Source organism: Streptosporangiales bacterium, assembly GCA_009379955.1.
Lineage (GTDB): Bacteria > Actinomycetota > Actinomycetes > Streptosporangiales > WHST01 > WHST01.
Genome location: WHST01000017.1, coordinates 58,900 through 70,941, shown reverse-complemented (window position 1 = coordinate 70,941; position 12,042 = coordinate 58,900). Strand labels below are relative to the sequence as shown.

Sequence of the window (12,042 nt, the reverse complement as noted above, 5' to 3'; positions counted from 1 at the left end):
CCGACCACCCGGATCGGATCTATCGGATCGACATCGAACAAACCGTGACCATCAGCATCTCCAGGCACAACTCATGATCTCGCGAAACCCGCCACGATCAGCGGAACCCAACTGGCGTGTTACTGACCCACGCTCCTAGGAGGCTGAGTCGTACGAGCCCAGGGCCGTCGCGAAGGTCGCGGTCAGCAGGGCGCGGGCCGAGGCGGCCTCCTCCCCCACCGGCAGGCCTCGGCTGCCGAGCGACCTGCGCTGGGTGCCGACACCGTTGACGAGGGCGAGCGTGACGAGCGCGCGCTCCCTGGCATCCGTGCCGCCGAGCAGCGCGGTGAGCGGCTCGACGAAGTGCTGGTCCATCCGCTGTGCCACGGCCGTCCGCAGCTCGGGGACGGCCGACGACCGGTTCATCGCCTCGATCAGGGCGCGGTCGCCCGAGCTCCCACGGCGCAGGCAGAACTCGGCCAGCCGGCTCGGCAGCTCGGGCCGCGGGCCGTCGAGGAGCCGTTCGAGGCGGAAGGCCTCGGCCACGACCTCGCCGAAGAGCTGCTGCTTGGAGCCGAAGTAGCGGCTGATCAGGGCCGGGTTGGCCCCGGCCTCGGCCGCGATCGCGCGTACCGTCACGCGGTCGTAGCCCGCGCGCGCGAAGAGCCGACGGGCGGCGGCGAGGATCCTCGTCTCGGTCGCCGCGCGGTCGCGTGTCCTGCCCGCACCCACCTGCCGCCTCCCGTGCCCGTACGCGAGCGCAGCATCATCGCAGATTTGACGTAGTATACGCATGTTTACTAAGTTGGTTGTATGCCGCACGCAATGGGGTGACGGGCGATGCAGACGATTCACGACTCGACGACGCTGTCCCGTGACGAGCTGCAGGCCCTCCACGAGTTCGAAGAGGCCCTCATCGTCATCAAGCAGGCGATACGCAAGCTACGCGCGCCGGACGATCCGGAGCTGAACGCGAACGCGATGCCGCTCCTGTGGGTCGTCCAGCGGCTGCAGCCGACCAGGGTGAGCGACGTCGCGGCCGAGCTCGGCCTCGCCGTCTCCACCGTGAGCCGGCGGCTCGAGCCGCTGGTGCAGCGGGGCTGGCTCGACACGGCGACCGACCCCAGCGACCAGCGCGCGCACCGGCTGTCGCTCACCACCGCCGGGAAGAACGCCCTGCGCGCCGACCGGCGGCGCAAGATGACGCGCTACACCGAGCTGCTCGACGCGGAGACCCGCAGCCAGCTGCCCGAGATGGCGACGTTCTTCAGCCGGGTCGCGCAGACGCTGCACGCGGCGACCGAGCCCGGACAGGCCAGGAACCAGCGGACGACGAGGAGAGTGCAGAGCACGTGACCCACGAATGACGACGTCAGCACGGCACGCCGGACCGGGCCCCGCAGGGCCCGAAGACGTCGCACCCAGGTACACGCACAAGCAGATCCTGGAGATCCTGACCGGCCTGCTGCTGGCGATGTTCACGTCGATGATCTCGACGACGGTCGTCGGCACCGCCCTCCCGACCATCGTCGGCGAGCTCGGCGGGCAGGACCAGCTCTCCTGGGTCGCGAGCGCGACCATCCTCGCGATGACGGTCTCGACACCGTTGTGGGGCAAGCTCTCCGACGTCTTCGGCCGCAAGCGGATCTTCCAGATCGCGCTGGTGCTCTTCGTCGTCGCCTCCGCCGCCGCCGGCCTCTCCCAGAACATGGGTCAGCTCATCGCCGCGCGGGCCATCCAGGGCCTCGGCGCCGGCGGGCTCCAGGCACTCACCCAGGTGATCCTCGGCGACGTCGTCGAGCCGCGCGAGCGCGGCCGCTACTCCGGCTACCTGGGCGCGGTGTTCGGCATCTCCATGGTCCTCGGCCCGCTGCTCGGCGGATTCCTCGTCGACGCCGACGCGCTGGGCTGGCGTGCGTGCTTCTACGTGTCCATCCCGCTGGCCATCGTGGCGTTCGCCGTGATCCAGAAGGTGCTGCACCTCCCCCGGGTGAAGCGGGACACCAGGATCGACTGGCTCGGCGCGTTCCTGGTGACCGGTGCCGCCGGCTCCCTGATGCTCTGGCTGTCGCTCGGCGGGCAGGAGTTCGCCTGGGGATCCGGCTGGACCGTGCTCCTGGTCACCGCGACCGTGGTCTTCGGGGTCGCCGCGGTGCTGGTCGAACGCAGGTCGGCGGCGCCGATCCTGCCGCCGCGGCTGTTCACCAACCGCACGGTCATCCTCACCATCGTCGCGTCGCTGTTCGTCGGCGTCGCGCTGTTCGGCGTGATGATCTACCTGCCGCAGTACCTGCAGATCGTCAAGGGCATGACCCCCACGGCGTCCGGCCTGATGACGGTGCCGATGGTCGTCGCCATGTTCACCACCTCGATGACGTCGGGGCAGCTGATCAGCCGGTTCGGCCGCTGGAAGGTGTACCCCGTGGTCGGCACCCTGCTGGTGGCCACCGGCCTGCTCCTGCTGTCGCGGCTGCACGTCGACACCTCCCACCTGGTGTTCGGCCTCGACATCGCGGTGATCGGCCTCGGCCTCGGCCTCACCATGCAGGTGCTCGTCCTCGCGGCGCAGAACGCCGTCCCCCGGTCCGACCTCGCCACCACGACGGCATCGGTGACGTTCTTCCGCTCGCTCGGCGGTGCCGTCGGCATCGCGGCCTTCGGTGCGGTGCTCACCAACCGTCTCGCCAGCGAGATCACGTCCCTGCTGGCCGAACGCCACATCGCGCTGCCCGCGGGCGCGGGCGGCAGCGTCCACCTGGGCACGCCGTCGGCCATCCACGCGCTGCCTGGCCCCCTCCAGGATGTCGTCCTCGAGGCGTTCACCCGCGCTCTGCACGCGGTGTTCCTGCTCGGCGTCCCCGCCGCGCTGATCGCGTTCGTCGCGGTCGTCGCCATGCCCGAGCTCGTCCTGCGGACGGGGCGGGCCGCGGCCGAGCCACCTGCCTCACCGGCCACCGCCGGCACCGACGACGTGCTGTTCGCGGGACTGGTGCTCGCGCTCGTCGCGGAGCGGGCGGAGCGGCTGCACGACGACAGCGCACTCGCGCAGGTGCTCGCGCGCATGGTGCCCGACCGGCCCGGGCGCGTCGCCGAGCGGGCCGCGTACGCCGCCCGTACCATCGTCCGGCCGACCGCGGTCGCGCTGCTCAGGTACGCGACGGGCGGGGCGGCTCCCGCTCCGCCGCCCGCGCCACCGCGGCAGCACGTGCGTACCGCCACGGTCGAACCGGCCGAGGCCGTCTATCCGAACTGACCGCAGACCGTTTCGCTCACCGGAGGGGGAATCTCAGACATGACCGGACGACTCGCGGGTGCCGTGGCCTCGTGCCTCGGCGTCCTCGCCGGGTTGTGGCTCCTGCTCGCACCGTTCGCGCTCGGCGCCCAACCGTCCGGAGCCGACTGGACCGACGAGACGTGGACGAGTGTCGCGTCCGGCGCCGGCCTGGTCGTCCTCGGCGTGATCGGTGCCGTCGCCTACGCCGCCGCGATCCGCCAGCATCTCGTCGAACGCGGTCTCGTGGTGCCGCGACCAAAGCGCGTACCCGTTGCTCCCCCGCCCGCGGCCGCGGCCTCGCCGGCCGCCGCCGAGGCGCCCGCGGGCGGCGACCCGGAGCTGCGGGCGATGCTGGCACCGCTCGTCGCCGCTCTCACCCACGACCTCGACAGGGAACGGACGGGAACGCGTTGAACGGCAAGGACAGGCTCGGCCTCACGACGACGGTGCTCGCGCTGCTCGGCGGCGCGTGGCTCGCCGCCGCACCCTGGATCGTCGACTTCCAGACCCGCGGCGCCGCCTGGACCGCGTACACGAAGAACGTCTTCTGGCTCGGCATCGCCGTCTCGGCGGTCGCGTTCGCGGCACTCGTCGTCTACGCGGCGAGTGCCCTGCGCGGCCTCACCCGGCACCGCATGCCTGCCGAGTGATCCCGGCGGGGTGATGGAGTGTCCCTCGACGCGTCAGAGGACGCACAGTCGAGGGAGGACGCCATGACCGCACCCACGGACGCCGCGGGGTACACGCTCGCCGTCGTCGGCTTCGGGACGATGGGACAGGGGATCGCCGTGGCGGCCGCCGCCGCGGGTGCCGCCGTCCGCGGGTACGACCGCGACGACGCGCTCCCCGGCGCCAGGGACGCTCTGCGCGGCACGTGGCAGCGCTTCACCGGCCGCGACGTCGACGACACGGGCGGGCCGGGCGGCATCACGGTGACCGGCGACCTCGCCGCGGCGGTCGCCGGCGCGGACGTCGTCGTCGAGGCCGTGTCGGAGGACGTCGCGGTCAAGGTGCCCGTCCTCGCCGAGGTCTCCGGGCTCGCCTCGGCCGACGCCGTCGTCGCGACCAACACGTCGTCGCTGCCGATCGACACCCTCGCGGACGCGGTCACCCACCCGCGGCGGTTCGTCGCCACCCACTTCTTCAACCCGGCGGAGCTCGTGCCCTGCGTCGAGGTGGCTGCCGCGCCCGCCACGGCGTCCGAGACGGTCGACCGCGCGTGCACGGTCCTCACCGCGATCGGCAAGGAGCCCGTCGTCGTCCGCGCTGCTCCCGGCTTCATCGCCAACCGCCTGCAGCTCGCGCTCTTCCTCGAGGCACTGGCGTGCGTCGACGAGGGACTCGCCACGCCCGAGCAGGTCGACACCGTCGTACGACGCTCGTTCGGGTTCCGGTTGCCGGCGTACGGACCGTTCCAGATCGCCGACATGGCCGGGCTCGACGTCTACGCCAGCATCCTCGACACGCTGGAGGTGACGTACGGCCCGCAGTTCGCCCAGCCCGCGTCGCTCCGCGGCCTCGTCGCCGAGGGACGCCTCGGCACCAAGGCCGGACACGGGTTCGCCGCGTACACCGCCGCGGAGGTCGACGCGCTGATGCGCGAACGCGACGGCAGGTACCGGCGGATGCTCGGCGCCGTCGACGCCGAGCACACGCCGGACTGACCCTATGCCGGGTCCCACACGCCGGTCGCCGCCGTGGCGCCGGCGTAGTCGCCGAAGTCGCGCGGCGCCCGGTGCAGGGCACGCTCGACGCCGTCGGTGAGCGACGAGTTGCGTCCGTCCATCACCTCGCCGAACAGGAACGTCAGCATCGCCACCAGGTCGTCGGGCAGGCCCTGCGCCTTCAGCTCGGTGGCGTACTCGTCGAGGGTGACCGGGACGAACTCGATGTCGCGACCCGTCGCCCGCGCGATCTCGGCCGTCGCCTCCGCGAAGGTGAGCATCCGGGGCCCGGTCAGCTCGTAGATCTCGCCGGCGTGGCCGTCCCCGGTGAGCGCGGTCACGGCCACGTCGGCGATGTCGCCGGTGTCGACGAACGGCTCGGGCACGTGACCCCCGGGGAGCACAACCCGGCCGGCGCGGATCTGGTCGAGCAGGGAGTTCTCGCTGAAGTTCTGGTTGAACCACGAGCAGCGGACCACGGTCCACTCGGCGCCCGCGTCCTGGACGAGCCGTTCCGCCCGCTGCGCCTCCGGCTCGCCGCGCCCGGACAGCAGCACCAGCCGCCGTACGCCCGCCTCGACTGCGACGTCGGCGAACGCCCGCACCGCCTCCGGCGCGCCCGCCGCCGAAATGTCCGGGTAGAACGAGAGGTACGCCGCCTCCGCGCCATGGACCGCGGGACGCCACGTCGCCTCGTCGGTCCAGTCGAACAGCGTGGTACCGGCACGGGACGCCACCCGCACAGGCACTCCGCGTCCGGTCAGGCGCTCCGCCACCTTGCGCCCGGTCTTGCCCGTCCCGCCGAGCACCAGCGTCGGCCGTGGTCCTTGGTTCATGATCGCTCCCTCGCTCGTCCGTTGCCTTTCGTCCAGCGAACACCGGATCGACCGGACCTTCCATGCCAGATCGACGCCAAGACATGCCCGATCGTCCAGCGTCATGGACGCGCGGTCGGGACGCGGCGGATACTCGACGCATGGACACGAGAGACCCCTGGCGGCCGACCGACCCTATCGGCGAGGCGCTCCACCAGCTGCGGATGAACGGCGCGTACTACTGCCGCTCCGAACTGACCGCACCGTGGGGACTGACCGCCCCCGTGCTCCCCGGCCACCTGTGGTTCCACGTGGTCACCGCCGGGCGCGCGTGGCTCCAGGTCGGGTCGGCGGACGAGCGGGCGATGGGTCCCGGCGAGCTCGTCCTCGTCCCCCACGGCAAGGGTCATGTCATCCGCAGCGGGCCCGGCGTGCCCGCCCCCGACGTCCTCGGTCTCGACCGCGAGGCGGTCAGTGACCGATACGAGATCCTCCGCCACGGCGGGGGCGGCGAGCCGACGGAGCTCATCTGCGGCGCCGTCCGCTTCGACCACCCCGCCGCCCACCACCTCGTCGCCACCCTGCCCGAGACGATGTACGTCGACGCGTCCGGCACCCAGGGCTCGTGGATGCACAGCACGCTCACGCTGATGGCGAACGAGGCGAAGGACCTGCGGCCTGGCGGCGAGGAGGTCATCACGAGGCTCGGCGACATCGTCGTGATCCAGGCGATCCGCGCGTGGCTCGAGAGCGACCCGGCCGCCCGCACCGGCTGGCTCGGCGCCCTCAGGGACCCGGTGATCGGCCGGGCGATCGCGATGATCCACCGCGACCCGGCACGCGAATGGACGGTCGCGTCGCTCGCGCGCGAGCTGGCGATGTCACGCTCGTCGTTCGCCGCGCGCTTCAGCACGCTGGTCGGCGAGCCCGCGATGCAGTACGTCACCCGCTGGCGCATGCACGTCGCCATGCTGTCGCTCAAGGACGATCGCTCGACCGCCGCGCAGCTCGCCGGACGGCTCGGGTACCAGTCCGAGGCGGCGTTCGCGCGGGCGTTCAAGCGGGTCGTGGGCATCCCGCCCGGCGCGGTCAGACGCAGCGCCATGGCCTCGAGCGGGTGACGCCACGGGCTCGACGACGGCGAGAGGCCCGGAACGCCGCACGCGTCCCGGGCCTCTCCGACCGGGTAAGGAAACCCCGGGTACTTCCTGTGGGCTCCGCCTAGTGGCCGTGGCCGTGGCCGGCACCGGCGTCCGGCGCCGCCTCCTCGGGCTTGTCGGCCACGAGTACCTCCGTGGTCAACAGCATGCCGGCGATGGACGCGGCGTTCTCGACCGCGGACCTCGTGACCTTCACCGGGTCGAGCACGCCGTCGGCGAGCATCTCCCCATAGGTGCCGGTCCTGGCGTTGAACCCGTGTCCGACCGGGAGCTCCGCGACCCGCTGGACGACGACGCCGCCCTGGAAGCCGGCGTTCTCCGCGATGAGCCGGGTCGGCGCGAGCAGCGCGGTGCGGACCACGTCGGCACCGTTCTTCTCGTCACCGGTGAGGTCGAGGGCGTCGAGCGCCGTCGCCGCATGCACGAGGCTGGCACCGCCGCCGGCGACCACGCCCTCCTCGATGGCGGCCCGGGTCGCCGACACCGCGTCCTCGACGCGGTGCTTGCGCTCCTTGAGCTCGACCTCGGTGGCAGCACCGACCTTGATCACGCAGACGCCGCCGGAGAGCTTCGCGAGGCGCTCCTGGAGCTTCTCGCGGTCCCAGTCGGAGTCGGTCTGCTCGATCTCCTTGACGAGCTGCTTGCCGCGCTCCTCGATCACCGTGGCGTCACCCGCGCCATCGACGATCGTGGTGTCGTCCTTCGTCACCACGATGCGGCGAGCGGAACCGAGGTCGGCCACGTCGACGTTCTCGAGCGTGGTGCCGGTCTCGGCCGCGACGACCTGGCCGCCGGTGAGGACGGCGATATCGTCGAGGATCGCCTTGCGGCGGTCACCGAAGGCCGGTGCCTTGACCGCGCAGCTCGGGAACGTGCCGCGGATCTTGTTGACGACGAGCGTCGACAGGGCCTCGCCCTCGACGTCCTCGGCGATGATGAACAGCGGCTTGCCCGCCTGCGCGATCTTCTCGAGCACCGGGAGCAGCTCGGTGATCGCCGAGATCTTGCCCTGGTGCAGCAGCACGTAGGCGTCCTCGAGGACGGCCTCGAGGCGGTCGCCGTCGGTCACGAAGTGCGGCGATAGGAAGCCCTTGTCGAACTGCATCCCCTCGGTGAAGGTCAGTTCGAGCCCGAGCCCGGTCGACTCTTCGACGGTGATCACGCCGTCCTTGCCGACCTTGTCGAACGCGTCGGCGATCAGCTCGCCGATGGTCTCGTCCTGGCCGGAGATGGTGGCGACGTGCGCCATGTCCTGGTGGGTGTCGATGTCGCGGGCCACCTCGCGGAGCCGCGCGGCGACGGCCTTGGCGGCGACGTCGATGCCCCGCTTGAGCGCGATCGGGTTGGCACCCGCGGCGACGTTGCGCAGGCCGCCACGCACCATGGCCTGCGCGAGCACGGTGGCCGTGGTGGTGCCGTCACCGGCGACGTCGTTGGTCTTGGTCGCGACTTCCTTGACGAGCTGCGCACCCATGTTCTGGAACGGGTCGTCGAGCTCGATCTCGCGAGCGATCGTCACGCCGTCGTTGGTGATGGTCGGCGCGCCCCACTGCTTGTCGAGGACGACGTTGCGGCCCCGCGGGCCGAGCGTCACCCGTACGGCATCGGCGAGCGCGTCGACACCATGCTCGAGCTGGTGCCTGGCGCCCTCGTCGAACTTGAGGATCTTGGGCACAGAAATCTCCCTCACATACAGCGCCGAACGCCCCGGGCGCCCGCGAATGGGCGGGCCCGGGGCGCAGCGTGCGAGTTACTTGTCGATGACCGCGAGCACGTCGCGGGCCGAGAGCACGAGGTACTCGTCCGCGCCGTACTTCACCTCGGTGCCGCCGTACTTGCTGTACAGCACGACGTCACCTTCGTTGATGTCGAGCGGGACACGCTTGGTGCCCGAGTCGTCGAAACGACCGGGTCCGACAGCGATGACCTTGCCCTCCTGCGGCTTCTCCTTGGCGGTGTCCGGGATGACCAGGCCTGAGGCCGTCACCTGTTCCGCCTCCAGCGGCTGAACCACGATGCGGTCCTCGAGCGGCCGGATGACAACCTTGGTCTGGGTCGTCGTCACGATCTGACCTCCCCCTCCGGAAGTCTTGTCCAGAATGGATGAGAGGCGACCTCGGCGGCCTGCCGTCGCGGGTATCAGACCTACCTCGTCGCGTTCTGCACTGCATTGGCACTCTCTACTACTGAGTGCCAATGCAGACACTATTCGGCGGCTAGCACTCCGTCAACTCGGGTGCCAGCAAGCGCCGCGCGTGAGGGACCGGAGAAGCGAGACCGGGCCCGACCTCGGTCAACGAGGTCGGGCCCGGTCGTGCGAGAAGGAGCTGATCGGTCAGTTGAACTCGCCGGCGTCGACGCCCTTCACGAACGCGGCCCACTCGGCCGAGTCGAAGACGAGGGCGCCGCCCTGCGGGTTCTTGCTGTCGCGCACCGCGAAGTGACCGCGCACGCGCGCGACCTCGACGCAGTTGTCGGGTTGGCTGAAGGTGGACTTGTGCCACTTCGCACTGGTCAGGTCGATCTGCTTGCTCATTCCATGTCCTCCTGGTTATCGGGGCCGATAGTTCCCAGGACCCCTCGGATGAACGTGACACTCTCCGCGGGGGACAGCGCCAGCGCCATCATGTGATCGATGACGCTCTTACACCGATCGAGCTCGCCCTCTTCGAGGTAAAGAGAGCCTGCCTGGCTCTCGACGTACGCGATCGGTGAGTGCAGGGCCGGGTCGAACTCGAAGACCGTGAGGCCCCCGGCCGTCCCCGGGTGGTCGCCCCTGTCGAACGACAGGATCTGGACCGTACAGGAATCGGGTAGGTGGAGCAGCCGCTCGAGCTGCTCCCGCATGATGTGCCCGTCGCTGATCGTCCGATGCAGGACGCTCTCGTCGAGGATGTACCACGCGGCCGGCGGCTCGTCGTCCCAGACCAGCTTCTGCCGCGCCATCCGGATCTCCACCGTGCGGGCCGCGTCCTCGTCCGGCTGCAGGTTGGCGCGCGCCAGTCCACGTGCGTACGTCTCGGTCTGCAGCAGGCCCGGCACGACCAGGGGTTCCCACGCCTGGATGGACCTGGCCGCCGACTCGATGCCGAGCAGGTTGACGTGCGCCGGGGCGAGGAAGCGGCTGAACCGCGACCACCACCCGCGCTGCCGTCCGAGCTGCTGTAGCTCCTCGAGCGGCTCGCGGTCCTCGACGTCGTAGAGGTCGAGGAGGGTGCGGAGCTCGGGGCGGGTGACACCGACCTGGCCCTGCTCGATCCTGCGGATCTTCCACTCCGAGCAGTCCATCTCGTCGGCGACGTCGCCGAAGGACATGCCCGCGTCCTCGCGCAGCCGGCAGAGCCGTTCGCCCAGCTGCCAGCGGGGAACGGTGGGTCCGATCGCCTTCACCATGAGGGAAGTGTCTCTCCGACGTCACCGAGTAATCAAGTCGTCGACCAACGAGGATCTGCAATTTGCGGATTGCTCTTGACAGTCAGTCGATCGTGTGTCACTGTATGTGCTATCGCGATTGGTGGTCACACCGTTACCGACAGCGCAGAATTTTCGGCGGCAGACTTTTCGCGAAGCTCGCTCGGGGACTAGGCACGACAGGGAAGAGAGAGATGTATTCCACGGACGCCTGCCCCCATCCCAACCTCTGTGGCAACGCCGCTCGCGTGTGGTGCCTCAGGTGTGGGAAGAGCTTCCAAGCGGACGACCCGCAGGCCGTAAGGCCCCGCTGGAAGCTCCCGCTGACCCCACACGGGGTCGCGGTCGCTGAGAGCAGGCCGTCGAGTAGCGCGATCGCCGTAGGCGCCTCCCGTGGATGACCCGCCCGCCTAGCCCCGAGTCGGGGCGGCGCCGCACCGTCTACCGCCTGGTCGGCGCCGCCCCATCCCCAGCCAGTGGGACCGGGCACTGAGTAGCCCCGAGCCGGTGCCCGGTCTCACTTCCAAAACCAGGATGAGCCCAACCCCCGCCCCTAGGGTTGGGCTCATCCTCGTTTCTGCGTTCGGAAGATTTCTTTTCACGGTAAGACGCAACAGAACCGGCCGGTCACAGATCCGCACCGGCGAAACGGACACCGGTGACGAATCGCCTGGTCAGGCGGGACCTGTGCTCCGCTAGAGCGAGACGATCTCGAGGTCGAGGGCGGAGTCGACGGGGAGATCGAGGGCCGAGGGACCCACGCCGTTCGCCACCAGCTCGACGCCGAGCGAGGCGACCATCGCCCCGTTGTCGGTGCACAGGCCGGGCCGCGGCACGCGCAGCCTGATGCCCGCGGCGGCGCAACGCTCCCCGGCCAGCGCGCGCAGCCGCGAGTTCGCGGCGACGCCGCCACCCAGCACGAGGTCGTCGATGCCGCGGCGACGGCAGGCCTCGACGGCCTTGCCCGTGAGCACGTCGACGACCGCCTCCTGGAACGACGCGGCCACGTCGGCGACGGGCACTGGCTCGCCCGCGCGCTCGCGACCCTCGACCCAGCGGGCCACCGCGGTCTTGAGGCCGGCGAACGAGAAGTCGAGCGTGCCGTCACGGGCCTTGCCGCGCGGGAACGCGATCGCGGCGGGGTCGCCGTCGCGCGCGGCCCGGTCGATCGGCGGGCCGCCGGGGAAGGGCAGCCCGAGCACCCGCGCGACTTTGTCGTACGCCTCCCCCGCGGCGTCGTCGACGGTGCTGCCGAGCGGCGTCACGCGCCGCGTCGCACCCTCGACGACGAGCAGCGAGGAGTGGCCGCCGGACACCAGCAGTGCCACGCAGGGATCGGGCAACGGGCCGTGCTCGAGCCGGTCGACCGCCACGTGCGCGGCGAGGTGGTTGACGCCGTACAGCGGCTTGCCCACCGCCAGGGCGTACGCCTTCGCGGCCGCGACCCCGACGAGCAGCGCGCCGGTGAGGCCGGGGCCGGCCGTCACCGCGATCGCGTCGACGTCGCGAAGCGTCACGCCGGCGCCGGACAGCGCGCGATGCATGGTCGGCACCATCGCCTCGAGATGCGCCCGGCTGGCGACCTCGGGTACCACCCCACCGAACCGCGCGTGCTCGTCGACGCTCGACGCGATCGCGTCGGCCAGCAGCGTGTGCCCACGGACGATGCCCACGCCCGTCTCGTCGCACGACGTCTCGATGCCCAGCACCAGCGGCTCGTCGGTGCTCATGCGCGCCCG

At 71.0% G+C, this 12,042-nt stretch carries 13 protein-coding genes; 6 read left to right on the top strand and 7 right to left on the bottom strand.

The window, feature by feature from the left end; genetic code table 11:
- Positions 1–135 precede the first annotated feature (135 nt).
- Positions 136–774 carry a TetR family transcriptional regulator gene (locus GEV10_07805; GenBank protein ID MQA78368.1) on the bottom strand — a complete coding sequence of 213 codons (639 nt, stop codon included), beginning with the start codon at positions 772–774 and terminating at the stop codon, positions 136–138.
- A 45-nt stretch (positions 775–819) separates the two neighbouring features.
- On the opposite strand from GEV10_07805, the gene GEV10_07800 reads away from it, so the two are divergent.
- The 5 genes from GEV10_07800 to GEV10_07780 all read left to right on the top strand — a co-directional run bounded on the left by GEV10_07800 (position 820) and on the right by GEV10_07780 (position 4,917).
- Positions 820–1,335 (top strand): MarR family transcriptional regulator, encoded by a 516-nt coding sequence (locus tag GEV10_07800; GenBank protein ID MQA78367.1) that lies wholly within the window; start codon positions 820–822, stop codon positions 1,333–1,335.
- A 7-nt stretch (positions 1,336–1,342) separates the two neighbouring features.
- A complete protein-coding gene (locus GEV10_07795; protein ID MQA78366.1) occupies positions 1,343–3,232 on the top strand; it encodes an MFS transporter in 1,890 nt (629 codons plus the stop codon).
- 39 nt (positions 3,233–3,271) lie between these two features.
- Entirely contained in the window at positions 3,272–3,667 is a 396-nt protein-coding gene (locus GEV10_07790; protein ID MQA78365.1) for a hypothetical protein, read from the top strand.
- Positions 3,664–3,903 (top strand): hypothetical protein, encoded by a 240-nt coding sequence (locus GEV10_07785; protein MQA78364.1) that lies wholly within the window; start codon positions 3,664–3,666, stop codon positions 3,901–3,903. The genes GEV10_07790 and GEV10_07785 overlap by 4 nt, the downstream gene beginning before the upstream one ends.
- Before the next feature lie 63 nt (positions 3,904–3,966).
- Positions 3,967–4,917, top strand: a complete 951-nt coding sequence (locus GEV10_07780) for a 3-hydroxyacyl-CoA dehydrogenase family protein (protein ID MQA78363.1) — start codon at positions 3,967–3,969, stop codon at positions 4,915–4,917.
- 2 nt (positions 4,918–4,919) lie between these two features.
- On the opposite strand, the gene GEV10_07775 is transcribed toward GEV10_07780, so the two are convergent.
- Positions 4,920–5,753 (bottom strand): NAD(P)H-binding protein, encoded by an 834-nt coding sequence (locus GEV10_07775; protein MQA78362.1) that lies wholly within the window; start codon positions 5,751–5,753, stop codon positions 4,920–4,922.
- 140 nt (positions 5,754–5,893) lie between these two features.
- On the opposite strand from GEV10_07775, the gene GEV10_07770 reads away from it, so the two are divergent.
- Positions 5,894–6,853: a helix-turn-helix domain-containing protein gene (locus tag GEV10_07770; protein ID MQA78361.1), complete on the top strand. Its 960-nt coding sequence runs from the start codon at positions 5,894–5,896 to the stop codon at positions 6,851–6,853.
- A gap of 100 nt (positions 6,854–6,953) precedes the next feature.
- On the opposite strand, the gene groL is transcribed toward GEV10_07770, so the two are convergent.
- The 5 genes from groL to tsaD form a co-directional block, all read right to left on the bottom strand.
- Entirely contained in the window at positions 6,954–8,567 is a 1,614-nt protein-coding gene (groL, locus tag GEV10_07765; GenBank protein MQA78360.1) for a chaperonin GroEL, read from the bottom strand.
- Positions 8,568–8,642: 75 nt separating this feature from the next.
- Positions 8,643–8,957, bottom strand: a complete 315-nt coding sequence (locus GEV10_07760) for a co-chaperone GroES (GenBank protein ID MQA78359.1) — start codon at positions 8,955–8,957, stop codon at positions 8,643–8,645.
- A 270-nt stretch (positions 8,958–9,227) separates the two neighbouring features.
- The gene (locus GEV10_07755) at positions 9,228–9,428 is read right to left on the bottom strand and encodes a DUF397 domain-containing protein (protein ID MQA78358.1); all 201 of its coding nucleotides are present in this window, start codon (positions 9,426–9,428) and stop codon (positions 9,228–9,230) included.
- Positions 9,425–10,285: a helix-turn-helix domain-containing protein gene (locus GEV10_07750; GenBank protein MQA78357.1), complete on the bottom strand. Its 861-nt coding sequence runs from the start codon at positions 10,283–10,285 to the stop codon at positions 9,425–9,427. Before GEV10_07750 ends, GEV10_07755 begins: the two co-directional genes overlap by 4 nt.
- A gap of 713 nt (positions 10,286–10,998) precedes the next feature.
- Positions 10,999–12,033 carry a tRNA (adenosine(37)-N6)-threonylcarbamoyltransferase complex transferase subunit TsaD gene (tsaD, locus tag GEV10_07745; protein ID MQA78356.1) on the bottom strand — a complete coding sequence of 345 codons (1,035 nt, stop codon included), beginning with the start codon at positions 12,031–12,033 and terminating at the stop codon, positions 10,999–11,001.
- Positions 12,034–12,042: the final 9 nt, after the last annotated feature.